At 70.9% G+C, this 15,807-nt stretch carries 16 protein-coding genes; 3 read left to right on the forward strand and 13 right to left on the reverse strand.

Annotation, left to right across the window (positions count from 1 at the left end; all coding sequences use genetic code 11):
• Window positions 1–122: 122 nt before the first annotated feature.
• The 5 genes from BLW76_RS29255 to BLW76_RS29275 are packed head-to-tail and all read right to left on the reverse strand — an operon-like array spanning window position 123 to window position 5,587.
• Window positions 123–1,172, reverse strand: coding sequence for an acyl-CoA dehydrogenase family protein (locus tag BLW76_RS29255; RefSeq protein ID WP_244170359.1), 1,050 nt, complete (start codon window positions 1,170–1,172; stop codon window positions 123–125).
• Window positions 1,169–2,086: an acyl-CoA dehydrogenase family protein gene (locus tag BLW76_RS29260; RefSeq protein WP_091313333.1), complete on the reverse strand. Its 918-nt coding sequence runs from the start codon at window positions 2,084–2,086 to the stop codon at window positions 1,169–1,171. Before BLW76_RS29260 ends, BLW76_RS29255 begins: the two co-directional genes overlap by 4 nt.
• Entirely contained in the window at window positions 2,083–3,213 is a 1,131-nt protein-coding gene (locus BLW76_RS29265; protein WP_091313334.1) for an acyl-CoA dehydrogenase family protein, read from the reverse strand. Before BLW76_RS29265 ends, BLW76_RS29260 begins: the two co-directional genes overlap by 4 nt.
• Window positions 3,213–4,058, reverse strand: coding sequence for an enoyl-CoA hydratase (locus tag BLW76_RS29270; protein WP_091313337.1), 846 nt, complete (start codon window positions 4,056–4,058; stop codon window positions 3,213–3,215). The genes BLW76_RS29265 and BLW76_RS29270 overlap by 1 nt, the downstream gene beginning before the upstream one ends.
• Window positions 4,055–5,587, reverse strand: coding sequence for a FadD3 family acyl-CoA ligase (locus tag BLW76_RS29275; protein WP_091313339.1), 1,533 nt, complete (start codon window positions 5,585–5,587; stop codon window positions 4,055–4,057). The genes BLW76_RS29270 and BLW76_RS29275 overlap by 4 nt, the downstream gene beginning before the upstream one ends.
• An 82-nt stretch (window positions 5,588–5,669) precedes the next feature.
• Between BLW76_RS29275 and BLW76_RS29280 the strand changes: the two genes are divergently transcribed.
• Window positions 5,670–6,815, forward strand: a complete 1,146-nt coding sequence (locus BLW76_RS29280) for an acyl-CoA dehydrogenase family protein (RefSeq protein WP_091313341.1) — start codon at window positions 5,670–5,672, stop codon at window positions 6,813–6,815.
• The gene (locus BLW76_RS29285) at window positions 6,812–7,573 is read left to right on the forward strand and encodes an SDR family oxidoreductase (RefSeq protein WP_091313343.1); all 762 of its coding nucleotides are present in this window, start codon (window positions 6,812–6,814) and stop codon (window positions 7,571–7,573) included. Before BLW76_RS29280 ends, BLW76_RS29285 begins: the two co-directional genes overlap by 4 nt.
• Before the next feature lie 20 nt (window positions 7,574–7,593).
• Here BLW76_RS29285 and BLW76_RS29290 read toward each other — a convergent pair whose 3' ends face one another.
• Window positions 7,594–8,487 (reverse strand): IS982 family transposase, encoded by an 894-nt coding sequence (locus BLW76_RS29290; protein WP_091304040.1) that lies wholly within the window; start codon window positions 8,485–8,487, stop codon window positions 7,594–7,596.
• Between the two features lie 74 nt (window positions 8,488–8,561).
• On the opposite strand from BLW76_RS29290, the gene BLW76_RS29295 reads away from it, so the two are divergent.
• The gene (locus BLW76_RS29295) at window positions 8,562–9,713 is read left to right on the forward strand and encodes an acetyl-CoA C-acetyltransferase (protein WP_091313345.1); all 1,152 of its coding nucleotides are present in this window, start codon (window positions 8,562–8,564) and stop codon (window positions 9,711–9,713) included.
• Here the strand turns inward: BLW76_RS29295 and fgd are convergent, their stop codons facing one another.
• Genes fgd through BLW76_RS29330 form a run of 7 tightly spaced genes read right to left on the reverse strand, consistent with a single transcriptional unit; the run spans window position 9,714 to window position 15,726 of the window.
• A complete protein-coding gene (gene fgd / locus BLW76_RS29300) occupies window positions 9,714–10,715 on the reverse strand; it encodes a glucose-6-phosphate dehydrogenase (coenzyme-F420) (RefSeq protein WP_091313347.1) in 1,002 nt (333 codons plus the stop codon).
• Between the two features lie 7 nt (window positions 10,716–10,722).
• Window positions 10,723–11,778: an NAD(P)H-dependent flavin oxidoreductase gene (locus BLW76_RS29305; protein ID WP_091313349.1), complete on the reverse strand. Its 1,056-nt coding sequence runs from the start codon at window positions 11,776–11,778 to the stop codon at window positions 10,723–10,725.
• A complete protein-coding gene (locus BLW76_RS29310; protein ID WP_091313351.1) occupies window positions 11,775–12,503 on the reverse strand; it encodes a CoA-transferase subunit beta in 729 nt (242 codons plus the stop codon). Before BLW76_RS29310 ends, BLW76_RS29305 begins: the two co-directional genes overlap by 4 nt.
• Entirely contained in the window at window positions 12,500–13,363 is an 864-nt protein-coding gene (locus tag BLW76_RS29315) for a CoA transferase subunit A (protein WP_091313353.1), read from the reverse strand. The genes BLW76_RS29310 and BLW76_RS29315 overlap by 4 nt, the downstream gene beginning before the upstream one ends.
• Entirely contained in the window at window positions 13,353–14,093 is a 741-nt protein-coding gene (locus BLW76_RS29320) for an enoyl-CoA hydratase family protein (protein WP_091313355.1), read from the reverse strand. Before BLW76_RS29320 ends, BLW76_RS29315 begins: the two co-directional genes overlap by 11 nt.
• The gene (locus BLW76_RS29325; protein WP_091313357.1) at window positions 14,093–14,965 is read right to left on the reverse strand and encodes an SDR family oxidoreductase; all 873 of its coding nucleotides are present in this window, start codon (window positions 14,963–14,965) and stop codon (window positions 14,093–14,095) included. The genes BLW76_RS29320 and BLW76_RS29325 overlap by 1 nt, the downstream gene beginning before the upstream one ends.
• Window positions 14,962–15,726: an SDR family oxidoreductase gene (locus BLW76_RS29330; protein WP_091319998.1), complete on the reverse strand. Its 765-nt coding sequence runs from the start codon at window positions 15,724–15,726 to the stop codon at window positions 14,962–14,964. Before BLW76_RS29330 ends, BLW76_RS29325 begins: the two co-directional genes overlap by 4 nt.
• Window positions 15,727–15,807 lie beyond the last annotated feature (81 nt).

Below are 15,807 nucleotides of genomic sequence, written 5' to 3' on the forward strand. Positions count from 1 at the left end.
GGTTCGCCGGGGAGAGGCCCGGCGCGGCTCACGGGTGAGCAGCAGCCCGGGGTCGCCGGAGAACAGCCCCCGCGCAGCTCGCCGGCCGAGCGGCAGCCCGCCCACACCGAAAACGCCCCCGCTCACCGGTCGAGCCACAACTTCGGCTCACCGAACAGCAGGGCCGTCCCGTGGGCGCGCTTGAAGTACAAGTGCGCGTCGTGCTCCCAGGTGATCGCGATGCCGCCGTGCAGCTGGATCATCTCCGCCGCCGCGTGGGTGAATGCCTCGCCGCACACCAGCTTTGCCGTTGCCACTGCCTCGGCGTCGCCGTCCACCAGGGCCGCGTACAGCGCCGAACGGGCCGCTTCGACGTGGACGTGGACGTCCGCCATCCGGTGCTTCAATGCCTGGAACGAGCCGATCGGGCGGCCGAACTGGCGGCGTTGCTTCGTGTACTCGACGGTCAGCTCCAACGCGCGCGCCGCCGCCCCGGCCTGCTCCGCGGCCACCGCGATCACCGCCGTGTCCCGCAGCTGCCGCAGGGACGGGCCGAACCCGCCCGCGTCCAGCCGCCGCGCCGGGGTCGACGCGCACTCGACCACCGCGAGGCGACGGCCCGGATCCAGGCTCGGCACGCGCGAGCGGCGGACCCCGTCGAGCGCGACCTCGAACAGACCGACACCGTCTTCCGTACCGGCCACCGCGAGCAGGACGTCGGCGAGGTCGCCGTCCAGGACGTAGCAGGCCTTGCCGTCGAGGCCCGTGGCCGAGGCGGTCAGGGCCGGTGTCCACCGGCCGTCCTCGCCGGACCAGGCCAGGGCCGCCAGTGTGGTGCCCGCGGCGATGCCCGGCAGCAGGTCTCGGCACGCGGAGTCGTTGCCGCTCAGCAACACCGCCTGAGCCGACAGCACCGCCGAACCCAGCATCGGTGCGGGGGTGAGCGTCCGGCCCAGCTCCGCCAGCACGACGCACGCCTCGGCGAGCCCCGCACCCGCGCCGCCGTACTGCTCCGGGATCACCAGCGCGGCGACGCCGATCTGCTCGCAGAGCGTCGACCACAGCTTGTCGTCGTAGCCCAGCGGCGACTCCATCGCCGCCCGCACCGATTCCGGGCCCGACCGGCGCGTCAGCAGCGCGCGGACGGCGTCCCGCAGCGCCCGCGCCTCCTCGGTCTCCATCGGGTCGGTCATCGCAGGACCCGCGCCCGGTGGAACGACCCGGTCCCCCACGCGCCGACGAGGGCCCGGACCTTCGTCAGCCGGAGGCCGAGGTCGTGCTCGGCCGTGTAGCCGATGGCGCCGTGCACCTGGAGCGCGGTCCGGGCGGCGAGGTGGGCGGCTTCCCCGGCCAGCACCTTCGCCGCCGAGACGTCGCGGGCGAACGTGTCCCCGGCGACGGCCGCCCCGTAGAGCAGCGGGCGGGCCAGTTCGAGGCGGGTGACGACGTCGGCGAGGAGGTGCTTGACCGCCTGGTACTCGCCGATCGCCCGGCCGTACTGCTTGCGTTGCTTCGCGTACGCCACCGACGTGTCGAGCAGCCACTGCCCCGCCCCCACCAGCTGGGCGGCCACGGCCAGGACACCCCGGTCGAACGCGACGCCGCTCGAGGCGCCGGCGGCAGCGGGGACCCGGAACAGCCGCCGCGGCGGGTCGATCGAGCGCACGAAGTCGCCGACGCCCGTGAGCTCCGCGCCGGTGAGGTCCAACACCACGCCCGCGACGTCGGCGTCGAGGGCCAAGGGCACTTCCGGCGGCGCGACGACGGTGGCGACGAGGTCGCCCTCGGCGAGCGCGGTGAGCCGGTCGCCGGTCAGCAGCGAGGGGGCGACGGCGGCCGATTCGACGAGCGGGCCGGGAACGGCGTGGTAGCCGAGTGCTTCGCAGGCGACCACCAGGTCGACCGGGCCGGCGCCGAGGCCGCCGTGGTCCTCGTCGACCAGCAGCGCGAAGACGCCGACGTCGGCGAGTGCGCGCCAGAGCTTGAGGCCGCGGTCGTGCTCCCCCGCCGCCCAGGCCCGGGCGGCGGCCGCGGTGTCCGCTCCGCCCAGCAGCTCGTGGAGCGTCGCGGCGAACTGCCGTTGCTCCGGGGAGAGCCGGAACTTCATCGGCGGGCCTCCCTCGGGAGCTGCAGCAGCCGTTCGGCGATGGTGTTGCGCTGGATCTGGTCGGTGCCGCCGTAGATCGGACCGGCCAGGGAGAACAGGTAGCCGTTCACCCAGGCCGGGTCGGTCTCCGCCGCGGGGCCGAGCACATCGAGCGCGGTCTCGTGCAGCTCGACGTCCAAATGGGACCAGAACAGCTTGTTCACACTCGACTCCGGCCCCAGCTCACCCCCCTCCGCCAGCCTGCTCACCGTCCCGAACGTGTAGAGCTGATAGGCGCGGGCCCCGATCCACGCATCGGCCACTCTGTCCCTTGTGGACTCCGCAGCACCGCACGAACGCCACAGCTCCACCAGCCGATCAGCCGCCGCCAGGAACCGGCCCGGACTCCGCAACGACAGCCCACGCTCGTTGTTCGCCGTGGTCATCGCCACCCGCCAGCCCTGGCCCACCTCACCGATCACGTCCTCGTCCGGCACGAACACCTCGTCGAGGAAGATCTCCGCAAACCCCGGCTCACCGTCCAGCTGCGGAATCGGCCGCACGGTCACACCCTCGCCCCGCAGGTCGAACATGAAGTACGTCAGGCCGTGATGCCGCTGCGCCTCCGGATCCGTGCGAAACAGCCCGAACGCACGATCGGCGAAGGTCGCCCGGGAACTCCACGTCTTCTGCCCCGACAGCAACCAGCCACCGTCGGCGCGCACCGCCGAACTCCGCAACGCCGCAATGTCGCTACCCGCCTCGGGTTCCGACCACGCCTGTGCCCACACCTGCTCGCCGGTCGCCATCGCGGGCAGAATCCGGTCACGCTGCTCCGGCGTCCCGTGGGCGAACAACGTCGGCCCGAGCATGAAGATCCCGTTCTGCGACACCCGCCCCGGCGCCCCCGAGGCGTAGTACTCCTCCTCGAACAACAGCCACTGCAGCATCGACGCGTCCCGCCCGTGGTACTCGACCGGCCACGACACCACCGACCACCGCGCCTCGGCGAGTTCGGCCTCCCACTCCCGATGGGCCGCGAAACCTTCCGCGGTGTCCATCGACGGCAGCACCCGCACGTGCGAAGCCAGCCACTCCCGCGCCTCGTCGCGCAACGCCGCCGAAGCCTCGTCGATGTCGAGATCCATCAGGCCCCCTTGTTCGCGTCACGCATCGACCGCGCCGACTGCCCACCCAGCGAATCCTCCGACGTCTCCGCGTTGTGGGCGTGCGCCAGGTGATGCAGCCCGAACACCGAGTCCATCCCGGACCGCAAACCCATCAGATCCTCGGCCTGGTTGACCGCCTTCTTCGCCAACGCCAGCCCGAACTGCGGCATCCCGGCGATCTTCTCCGCCAGCTCCAGCGTGCGCTCCTCCAGCTCCGCACGCGGCACGATCCGGGTCACCATGCCCCACTCCTTGGCCTGCTGGACCGTGAACCGCTCCCCCGTGAACAGCACTTCCTTCGCCGCGCGGGGACCCAGCACCCACGGATGCGCGAAGTACTCGACACCCGGAATCCCCATCCGCACCACCGGATCGGCGAAGAACGCGTCATCGGAAGCCACGATCAGATCGCACACCCACGCCAGCATCAACCCACCCGCGATGCACGCACCCTGCACACTCGCGATCATCGGCTTCGGGATCTCCCGCCACCGGCGGCACATCCCCAGATACACCTCGGACTCCCGCGCGAACCGCTGATCACCACCGGCCCGGTCGACGTGGTCCCACCACATCACCGCCCGCCGGTCGAACGACTGGTCGGCGTCCCGGCCAGGGCTGCCGATGTCGTGCCCCGCCGAGAAGTGCTTCCCCTCCCCCGCCAGCACGATCACCTTCACCTCGGGATCGTTCACCGCCTCGGTGAACGCGTCGTCCAAGGCGTACGTCATCGCCGAGTTCTGGGCGTTGCGGTAGTCCGGGCGGTTCATGGTCACCACCGCGACCGGCCCGCGCCGCTCCGACCGGACCACCGATTCACTCATGCCTTCTCCTCGGTCAGCAGCCGCTTCAGCACCTTGCCGGCAGCGTTGCGGGGCAGCTCGTCGAGGAACTCGACGAACTTCGGGTTCTTGTAGTTGGCGAGCCGCTCGCGGCAGAACGCCGTGACGTCCTCCGCCGTCAGCCCGGTCCCGACGACGTAGGCCTTGCCGACCTCGCCGAGCCGCTCGTCCGGGACGCCGACGACGGCGACGTCGCGGACGCCGGCCAGCTCGGTCAGCGCGCTCTCGACCTCGGCCGGGTAGACGTTGAAGCCGCCGCAGATGTACATGTCCTTGAGCCGGCCGGTGATGGTGAGGTTGCCGCCGGCGTCGAGCTCGCCGACGTCACCGGTGTGCAGCCAGCCGTCCTCGTCGATGGCCTTGGCCGTCGCCTCGGGGTCGTCGAGGTAGCCGAGCATCACGTTCGGCCCGCGCAGGACGATCTCGCCCGGCGAGCCGTGGATCGCCACCTCGAACCCCGCCGTGGCCCGGCCCGACGTGCTCGCGACGAGTTCCGCGGGGTCGCCGGGACGGCACATCGTCACCATGACGGCTTCGGTGAGGCCGTAGGCGGTCAGGACCGTCTCGAACCCGAGCTCGGCCCCCATCCGCCGGACCAGCGACGCGGGCACGCTGGCCGCCCCGGTGACCGCGAGCCGCAGCGACGAGAGGTCGCCCTTGCGCGGCTCGTGCAGCAGGGACTGGAAGATCGTCGGCGCGCCCGGCAGCACGGAGATCCGCTCCCGTTCGATCGCCTTCAGCGCCTCGCGGACGTCGAAGACCGCCTGCGGGACGAGCGTCGCGCCGGTCAGCAGGCCCACGACGATGCCGGCCTTGTAGCCGAAGCTGTGGAAGAACGGGTTGATCACCAGGTACCGGTCTTCCGCGGTGACCTGGCCGCACTCGGCCCACGCCGCGGCGACGTCGACCGTCTGGCGGTGGACCGAGAGCACGCCCTTGGAGCGGCCGCTGGTGCCGGAGGTGAAGAGGATGTCGGCGACGTCGTCGGGGCCGACGGTGTCCGCCCGTGCCTCGGCTTCGGCTTCGGTGACGTCCTCGGCGCGCGCAAGGAACTCGTCCCAGCCCAGCGTGCCCTCGACCGGCCGGTGCGGCTCCTGCAGCGGCACCCGGACGACGGTGCCGAGGTCCGGCAGCTCGACGCCGGTCTCGCGGATCGCGGCGTGGCGGTCGGTGCCGAGGAAGTCGGCGGCCACGACGAGCGCCCTGGCCCGGCCGCGGACGAGCAGGTCGACCGTCTCGGTCGCGGTGAAGCGGGTGTTGACCGGGATCAGGACCGCCCCCGCGTAGAGGGCGCCCAGGGCCGAGAGGACCCAGTGGTGGGTGTTGGGGAGGGCGACCGCGACCCGGTCGCCCGCCTGGACGCCGCACGCGGCGAACGCCCGCGCGACCGTTCGAACACGTTCCAGAAGTTCGTCGTAGCCGAGCCGCACCGGTCCGTCGACCAGCGCCTCCGCGGACCCGAACTTCGCGGCGGCATCGCGGACGACGGCCGGGATCGTGGTCTGTCCCACCACAGCCTCCTCTGGACCGACAAAGTAGAACGTGTTCTCATTACCCTAGGTGCCGGACCGGCCCGGCAGCAAGGAGGCGTGCGTGGGACCGACGCGATTCCGCGAGGAGGTCGCGAGCTGGCTCGCCGACAACCTCACCGGCGAGTTCGCCCGCCTGCGCGGGCTCGGCGGTCCGGGACGGGAGCACGAGGAGTTCGACCTGCGGCTCGCGTGGGAACGCCACCTCGCCGGCGCCGGCTGGACCTGCGTCGGCTGGCCGGTCGAGCACGGCGGCCGCGGCCTGTCCCTGGAGGAGCAGGTCGCCTTCCACGAGGAATACGCGGCTTCGGGCGCCCCGGCGCGGGTGAACCACATCGGCGAACAGCTGCTCGGGCCGACCCTGATCGCGTTCGGCACCCCCGAACAGCAGCAACGGTTCCTGCCGGGGATCGTCGCCGTGCGGGACCTGTGGTGCCAGGGCTACTCCGAACCCGGCGCCGGCTCCGACCTCGCCGCCGTCTCGACGTCCGCGGTGCTGCGTGACGGCGAATGGGTCATCAACGGCCAGAAGATCTGGACCTCCCTGGCGCACGTGGCCGACTGGTGCTTCGTGGTGGCCCGGACCGAACCCGGTTCGCAGCGCCACCACGGGCTGTCCTACCTGCTGGTGCCCCTGCACCAGGACGGCGTCACGATCCGCCCGATCCAGCAGCTCACCGGCACCTCCGAGTTCAACGAGGTCTTCTTCGACGACGCCCGCACGGCCGCCGACCTGGTCGTGGGCGAGCCGGGCGAGGGCTGGAAGATCGCGATGGCCACGCTCGGCTTCGAACGCGGGGTCTCGACCCTGGGCCAGCAGATCGGGTTCCGCCGCGAGCTCGACGACATCACCGCCGAAGCGAAACGGCTCGGCACCTACGACGACCCGCTGTTGCGCGCCGACCTCGCCCGCGCCCGCGTCGGCCTCCGGGTGCTGCGCGCGCACGCATTGCGGACGCTCGGGCAGGCCGCCGGGCCGGAAGTGGCCGTCGGGAAGCTGCTGTGGGCGCAGTGGCACCGCGGGCTCGGCGAACTCGCCATGCGCGCCCGAGGCGCGCGGTCGATGACTTCCGACGGACCCGAGCTGGACGAGTGGCAGCGGCTGTTCCTGTTCACCCGCGCCGACACCATCTACGGCGGGTCCGACGAAATCGAACGCAACATCATCGCCGAGCGCGTGCTCGGCCTACCCCGGGAGGCTCGCCCGTGATCCCGACCTACCCACCCGGCCACGATCTGCTGCGGGGGAAAGTGGTCGTGGTGACCGCGGCCGCGGGCACCGGGATCGGCTCCGCGGTGGCGAAACGCTGCCTCGAAGAAGGCGCGCAGGTCGTCATCAGCGACTGGCACGAGCGGCGGCTGAAGGAGAAGGCCGCCGAACTCGGCGACGTCCACGCGATCCCGTGCGACGTGACCCAGGAAGACCAGGTCCAGGCCCTGATCGACGGCGCCGTCGAGCAGTTCGGGCGGCTCGACGTCATGGTCAACAACGCCGGGCTCGGCGGCACCAAATCGGTCATCGACATGACCGACGAGGAGTGGTCGCGCGTCCTCGACATCACGCTGAACGGCACTTTCCGCTGCACCCGCGCGGCCCTGAAACAGTTCGTGGCCCAGGGCGGCGGTGGCGCGATCGTCAACAACGCTTCGGTCATCGGCTGGCGCGCTCAAGCGGGCCAGGCCCACTACGCCGCGGCCAAAGCCGGCGTCATGGCCCTCACCCGCTGCTCGGCTTTGGATGCCGCGGAACACGGCGTCCGGATCAACGCCGTCGCCCCCAGCCTCGCCATGCACCCCTTCCTCGCCAAGGTGACCAGCGACGAACTCCTCGACGACCTCACCAAGCGGGAAGCGTTCGGCCGCGCGGCCGAACCGTGGGAAGTCGCCAACGTCATGGTCTTCCTCGCCAGCGACTACGCCTCCTACCTCACCGGCGAAGTCGTCTCCGTCAGCAGCCAGCACCCCTAGACGAGTAATGCGTAACTCGGTCAGTGGTCGTAGGCGGTCAGTGATCGGGTGATGGGTTGGCCGGTGGCGCGGTTGTGCCAGATGGCGGCGGTGAGGGCCAGGAGGCGTTGGGCGACGCGGACGCCGACGCCTTCGATGGTGCGTCCACCGTGCTGTTCCAGGTTCAGCTGGCCCTTGAGGGTGTCGTTGACCGACTCGATGAGCTGGCGGATGGACTTGAGCAGCGGCTCACCGGGATGCGGCTTGCGGTTGCGGTAGGACGGCCGGATCAGCCGGACCCCGCGCTCGGCCAGGAAGCGGTCCAGTTCCGCGGAGACGTAGCCCTTGTCGGCGATGATCAGCAGCCCCGGACGTTCGGTGAGCAGGTGGGGTTCGTGGTCGCAGATGGCCATGAGCACCTGCCGCTCGTCGACCTTCGGGTCGGCCAGCGCCCAGGCGACCGGGAGTCCGGCCGGGGTGCAGACCAGATGCAGCCGCAGTCCCCAGAACCAGCGCGAGTGGGAGCGGCAGAAGCCATACTTTGCCCAGCCGGCCAACTCCGAACGCTGGACCGTGGGTCGGGAGCGACCGCATTCGACCGGGGTGGAGTCCACGATCCAGGTGGTGTCGGTCCACAGGTCGGTGTCCGCCGCCAGCCAGCGCATGACCTGCTTGACCAGCGGCAACGCGGCACGCAGCCGACGGTTGTAGCCGGACTGGCCAGGCAGATAGCGGAACGCGCCGGGCATCCGGGCGGGCAGGAACCGCAGCCAGCGGGCCTCGGAGGTGAACCCCAGCAACGCCTGGGCCACGGCCAAGGTCACCAGCTCCGCGTCGGTCAGCTTCGGCGGCCTGCCCACCCGCCGCCTGCCGGCGAGGTGGTCGTCGATCTTGACGTAGAGTGCGGTGAGAAGGGTGTTCAGGTCTGTCGTCACAAACCGATCTTGAACACCCTTCGCCCATCTCCAGCCACCACCCAGACTTACGCATTACTCGTCTAGGAGTCCCCGTGCCCGAAGCCTTCCTCCTCGACGCGGTGCGCACCCCTGTCGGACGGCGCGGCGGCGCGCTCTCCGGGTGGCATCCGGCCGACCTCGCCGCGCACGTCATCAAGGCCGTCGTCGAGCGCACGAGCGTCGACCCCGACCTGGTCGACGACGTCATCCTGGGCTGCACCGACACTCTCGGCCCGCAGTCCGGCAACATCGCGCGCACCGGGTGGCTGGCCGCGGGTTTCGGCGACCACGTGCCGGGCGTGACCGTCGACCGGCAGTGCGGGTCGAGCCAGCAGGCCGTGCACTTCGCCGCCCAAGCCGTCATGTCCGGGACGCAGGACCTGGTGCTGGCCGGCGGCGTGCAGAACATGAGCCGCATCCCGATCAGCGCGGCGATGCTGGCCGGCCGCGAGTACGGCTTCGACGACCCGTTCTCCGGCTCGAAGGGCTGGCAGGAGCGCTACGGCAGTGTCGAGGTCTCGCAGTTCCGCAGCGCCGAGATGATCGCCGAGCACTGGGACCTCAGCCGCGCGGACATGGAGGAGTACGCGCTGCGCAGTCACCAGCGGGCGTTGTCGGCCATCGACGAAGGGCGGTTCGACGCGGAAACCGTGCCGGTGGAGGACTTCCGGCACGACGAAGGGCCACGCCGGGACACCAGCCTGGAGCGCATGCGCGGCCTGAAACCGCTGAGCGAGGGGTCGCGGCTGACGGCGGCGGTGGCCAGCCAGATCTCCGACGGTGCGAGCGCGGCGCTGCTGGCGTCGGAGGCGTTCGTGCGGGAGCACGGCCTGACGCCGCGGGCGCGCATCCACCACCTGTCGGTGCGGGCGGCGGACCCGGTGTGGATGCTCACCGGCCCGATCCCGGCCACCGCGTACGCCCTGCGCAAGAGCGGGCTCACGGTCGCCGACATCGACCTGTTCGAGGTCAACGAGGCGTTCGCGAGCGTCGTGCTGGCGTGGCTGGACGAGACCGGCGCGGACCCCGACCGGGTCAACGTGAACGGGGGCGGGATCGCCCTCGGCCACCCGATCGGGGCCACCGGCACCAAGCTCCTCGCCACGCTCCTGCACGAGCTGGAGCGCCGCGGGGGCCGTTACGGGCTGCAGACGATGTGCGAAGGCGGCGGCACCGCCAACGTCACCATCATCGAGCGGCTGTGATCAGCCGAGGGCGCGCAGCTTCGGGAGCACGTCCTCGGAGAACTGGGTCAGGAACCGCTCCTGGTCGTGGCCCGGGCCGTGGAACACGAGGTGGTTGAGGCCCGCGTCCAGGTACGGCTTGATCTGGGCGACGGCCTCGTCCGGGTCCGAGGCGACGATCCAGCGCTTGGCGACCTGCTCGATCGGCAGCTCGTCGGCCAGCCGTTCCATCTCCTCGGCCGAGGACACCGTGTGCTTCTGCTCCGCCGTCAGCGACAGCGGCGCCCAGAACCGCGTGTTCTCCAGTGCCTTCTCGTGATCGCGGTCGTAGGACATCTTGATCTCGATGGTCCGGTCGATACTTTCGGCGTCGCGCTCCGCCGCGGCAGCGCCTTCCTTGACCGCCGGCATCAGCTTCTCGGTGTAGAGGTCCATGCCCTTGCCCGAGGTGCAGATGAACCCGTCCCCCGACCGGCCCGCGTACTTGGCCACCACCGGGCCACCCGCGGCGACGTAGATCGGCACCGGCTGCTCCGGCCGGTCGTAGATCTTCGCGTTGACCAGCTGGTAGTAGTCGCCATCGAAGTTCACGTTGTCGCTGGTCCAGAGCTCACGGATCAGCCGGATCGACTCCCGCAGCCGGGCGAAGCGCTCCTTGAACTCCGGCCACTCCCGCCCCGACACCGCGATCTCGTTCAGCGCCTCACCGGTACCGACACCGAGGATCATCCGGCCGTTCGACAGCAGCGACATCGTCGCGAACGCCTGCGCGATCACCGCCGGGTTGTACCGGAACGTCGGGGTCAGCACGCTCGTGCCGATCTGCACCCGCTTCGTCCGCTCGGCCACCGCCGGCATCCACGCCAGCGCGAACGGCGCATGCCCGCCCTCGTGCCGCCAGGGCAGGAAGTGGTCGGACACCCAGACCGAGTCGAGGCCGACCTCTTCGGCGCGCACGGCGTACTCGACCAGGTCCCGCGGCCCGAACTGCTCCGCGGACGCCTTGTAACCGACCTTCAACACCGCTTCCTCATCCTCCCGTTTGCCGGCCGAGGCGCTGCAGGATCTCACCTGCCTCGGCCACCGCGCCCTCGACGATCTGCGCCACCGTGGGCAGGTCGTGGATCATGCCCACCACCTGTCCCGACGCTAGCACTCCCGCGTCCGTCCGGCCTTCGACCAGTCCCGCCCGCAGCAGCATCGGGGTGTTGGCCGCCATGACCAGCTGGCTCCACGTCAGATCGTTGCCGTGCTTCATCGCGAAGCCTTCTCGCAGCATCGCAACCGGGGACAGGCCGGTGATATTCCGGAAGCGCAGCGCGTTGCGCGCCGCCTGCGCCAGCCCGCGGATCCGGCCGGTGCGTTCGAGCTTCTCGACGAGCTCGGTGCGCAGCACGCGGTGCGGGAGGCCGTCGACGCGGCGGGTGACGATCGTCCCGGTGAGACCCTGCTCGAGGTAGAGGCGCTTGACCTCGTCGGGAACGGTGCTCTCCTTGCTCAGCAGGAACCGGGTGCCCATGGCGACCCCGGCGGCGCCGTAGGCGAGGGCGGCGGCGAGCCCGCGGCCGTCGAAGAAGCCGCCGGCCGCGACCACCGGGATGTCGACGGTGTCCAGCACCGAGGGCAGCAGCAGCGTGGTGGCCACGCCCCCGGTGTGCCCGCCGCCTTCGCCGCCTTGGACGATGACGGCGTCCGCGCCCCAGGCGGCGACCTTCTCGGCGTGCCGGGCCGCGCCGACCGACGGGATCACGACGATCCCGTGGTCCCGCAGTTTCGCGATCATCTCTTTGCGCGGCGCCAGCGCGAAGGAGGCAACCTTCACGCCTTCGCGGATCAGCAGGTCGACGCGTTCACCAGCGTCGGTGGCGTCGGCGCGGAGGTTGACCCCGAACGGCTTCTCGGTGCGCTTCTTGACCTCGGCGACGGCGGCTTCGAGTTCGGCGTAGGTCATCGTGGCCGAGGCGAGGATGCCGAGCGCGCCGGCTTCCGCGGTGGCCGAGACCAGGCGCGGGCCGGCGACCCAGCCCATCCCGGTCTGCACGACCGGGTGCTCCACGCCGACCAGCTCGGTCAGGGCTGTCTTCACGCCGGAACTTCCTTGTCCCGCAGGCCCTTCGGATCGATTTCGCGGATGAGCCGCAGCTCCTCGTCCGTCGGTTCGCGGCTGGTCCCGACGCCGGTGAAGTCGATCTCGAACGTCGTCGCCGCGGTCACTTCGTCGCGGGTGACGCCGGGATGCAGGGACACCGCCCGCATCGCGTGGTCCGGGCCGCCGAAGTCGAACACGCCGAGGTTCGACACGACCCGGTGCACGTCGTGGTACTTCTGCGCCGACGGCCCCGCCTTGGCCGCGTTGTCGTAGCCGACCCCCGACACGACGTCCACGCTGTCGACGAAGACGCGGGTGCCGTGGCGGGGTACCCAGTAGCTGGTGCGGTGGTTGACCGTGTTTCCCGGTGCACCCCGCACACCGAGGAGCTGTTTCTTCGGGCGGGCGTGGTCGCCGATGGCGGAGATGTTCTGGTTGCCGTACCGGTCGATCTGGTTGGCGCCCATGACGACGTGCCGTCGTCCGTGCGGGACGATCGTGTCCAGCATCTTGCGGAACGGCTGCCAGCCCTCGACCAAACCGTCGGTGGTCATCAGGTAGGCCTCGCCGTCGGACATCAGCAGGTCCGGCTCGAAGGTCAGCCGCGCGAGCTTGGCGCCCAGCTGCGGGATGAGGCCCATCGGGCTGGCCACGATCTCGCCGTCGCCGCGGAACACCTCCGCCATCGCCACCACGACGATCTCGGCCCGGGTCACGCTCATGCCGCCTCCGCCTCGAACTTGTCCACTTCGGACAGATATGCGCCCTCGTCGCCGGACAGGAACCGGTCCACGAACCCCGGCCACGCCTCGAGATCCTTCGCACACGCCGAATAATGCTTTTGGAAGCGTTCGTCCCGGCCGTAGTCCGGCACCGCCGTGGTGAAGTGCGCACCCCGCGGTGCCTCGATCACCCCGTCGACGGCGCCGCGGTTGAGCAGCAGCGACTGCACCGGCCCGCCCGCGGTCAGCTCGGCCGTCTCGACGACCTTCTCCACCGACACGAAGCACCGGTCCGCGGCGAGGCCGAACAGCTCGTCGAAGTACGGGTCCGGGCCCAGGTACTGGACGTTGCCACGGGCGTCGGCGCGGTTGAGGTGCAGCAACGCCACATCGAGGTGCTGCGCGGGGACCGCGACCAGCTCCTCGCCGTCGTCGTACGGCGAGCGCACGGTCCGCAGATCGGGGTTGGCGCGCATGACTTCGGAGCCGAGCCCGGCTCGCGTCGGCAAGAACGGCAGTCGTTGCGCCGCCGCGGACAACGCCGTCCCGAACATCCCCTCGTCATATTCGGTGACGGCGATCGCGCCGGTTTCCCGGGCGCGGCCGAACCACGGGTCATACGGGATCGAGTCCAGCGTCACGAAGCCGAACACGACCCGCTTGACCTTCCCCGCCGCGCACAGGAGTCCGACGTCCGGGCCGCCGTAGGACACGACGGTGAGGTCCTTCACCGGAGTGCGGAGGATCGCGCGCACGAGAGCCATCGGCTTGCGCCGGGAACCCCAGCCGCCGATGCCGATGGTCATGCCGTCCTTCAGCTCGGCCGCCACGTCGTCGGCGGTCGTGCGCTTATCGGCCATTCAAGAACTCCTCGCGAGCCTCGTCGGACGCACCCAGCAGGTTCAGCTCGAACGTGAAGCCCTGCTCGAACCGGTAACTGCGGTGCACCTGCTGGGTGTCGATCCCGTTCAACGCTTCTTTCGCCGCCCGGATGACCCGCGGATCCTTCTTCGCGATGTCCCGCGCGACTTCGAGAGCGGCCTCGTCGAGTTCGGCGCGCGGCACGACCCGGTAGACCGAGCCGTGGGCGAGCAGCTCGGCCGCGGTGATCTTGCGGGCGGTGAAGTACAACGTGCGCATGAGATGCTGCGGCACCAGCCGAGCCAGGTGGGTCGCCGCGCCGAGTGCGCCCCGCTCGACCTCGGGGACCCCGAACGTGGCGTCTTCCGAGGCGATGATCACGTCGGCGTTACCGACCAGGCCGATCCCGCCGCCGAGGCAGAATCCGTGCACCGCCGCGACCACCGGCACTTCGCAGTCGTAGACCGCACCGAAAGCCGCGTAGCAGCCCCGGTTCGCGCCGACCAGGGCGTCGTAGCCCTCGCTGCGCTGGATCTCCTTGATGTCCACGCCCGCGTTGAAGCCGCGGCCTTCCGCGCGGAGGATCACCACGTGCACGTCGGGATCCCGACCGGCCTGCGTGATCGCGTCGGCCAGGTCGAACCAGCCCTGTACCGGCAGGGCGTTCACCGGCGGGAAGTCGACCGTGACGACCTCGACGTGGCCGTCACGCTTGGTCAGGATGCCCATCAGCTCGCTCCGTAGACGGGTTCGGGCTCGGGCGCTTGCTCGAGCAGCTCCTTCACCACCGGCCCCAGCTCGGCCGGGTCCCACCGCTCGCCCTTGTCCACGACCGGGCCGTGCCGCCAGCCCTGCGCCAGCGACACCTTCCCGCCTTCGACCTCGAAGACGCGGCCGGTGACGTGCGAAGACTCCTCGCTCCCCAGCCACACCACCAACGGCGACACGTTCTCCGGCGCCATCGCATCGAAACCTTCGTCCGGACGGGCCATGGTCGAGGCGAACACAGCTTCGGTCATCCGGGTCCGCGCGGCGGGCGCGATCGCGTTCACCGTGATGCCGTACCGTGCCAGCTCCGCCGCGGCCACCACCGTCAGCCCGGCGATCCCGGCCTTCGCCGCCGAGTAGTTCCCTTGGCCCACGCTGCCGAGCAGACCGGCCCCCGAGCTGGTGTTGATGATCCGCGCGGTCGGCGTCCGGCCGGCCTTGGCCTCGGCCCGCCAATGTTCCGCAGCGTGCCGCAACGGCGCGAAATGCCCCTTCAGATGGACACGCACGACCGCGTCCCACTCGTCCTCGCCGAGGTTGACCAGCATCCGGTCGCGGAGGAACCCGGCGTTGTTGACCAGCACATCCAGGCGCCCGAAGGTCTCGACCGCCGTCCCGATCAGCTCCTTCGCGCCGGCCCAATCAGCCACATCGGACGTATTCGCCACCGCCCGCTCACCGATGGCCTCGACGACCTCGGCGGCCGCGTCGGCGTCCACGTCGTTCACCACGACCGACGCGCCCTCGGCGGCGAACGCCAGCGCGTGCGCCCGCCCGATCCCCCGGCCCGCGCCCGTCACGACGACCACGCGGCCCTGGCACAACCCGCTCACGAATCCTCCCGATTGACATCCGCCGCGGCGAGAAACGCCGGGACCTCACCGCCGCCGTGCACGCGCAAGGTCGCGCCGGAAACATAAGAAGCCAGACCGGAGGCGAGGAACGCGGCGCAGTGTCCGACCTCCGCCGGCTCGGCCAGCCGCCCGAGCGGGACGGTCTTCCCCACCGCCTCGACCGCGGCCTCGCTGCCGTAGTGCAGATGGGACTGCTCGGTCCGCACCATGCCCACGTCGAGCGCGTTGACCCGGACCTTGGGCGCCCACTCCACCGCGAGGCTCGCGGTCAGGTTGTCCAGCCCGGCCTTCGCGGCGCCATAGGCCGCCGTCCCCGGCGAGGGACGGGTCCCGCTCACGCTGGAGATCATCACGATCGCCCCGCCGGAATCCTGCCGCTGCATCACCGCATTGGCGTGCTGCGAGACCAGCAGCGGCGCCAGCAGGTTCAGCTGCACCACCTTCTCGTGCAGCCGCGACGACGCCTCCGCCGCCGACACGTACGGCGCCCCACCCGCGTTGTTCACGACGACGTCCAGGCGCCCGTGCCGCTCGACGATCCCCTCGACCAGCGCCGCCACCTGCGTCTCGTCACGGACGTCGCAGGCCACGAACTCCGCCTCCGTCGGCGCCTCCCGCCGCGCGCACACGACGACGCGGGCACCGTGGGCCAGGAACACGTCGGTGACGCCCCGGCCCACGCCGCGGACACCCCCGGTCACCAGCACCACCGCGCCGGCCAGGCCCAGCTCCGTCTTCACCGGCACACCACCTTCCGCCCCCAAAACTAGAACATGTTCTCGCCGGGGACAAGGTCAGGAGCCGCGGTGGGGCCGCCTCAG

Source organism: Amycolatopsis tolypomycina (assembly GCF_900105945.1).
Taxonomy (GTDB): domain Bacteria; phylum Actinomycetota; class Actinomycetes; order Mycobacteriales; family Pseudonocardiaceae; genus Amycolatopsis; species Amycolatopsis tolypomycina.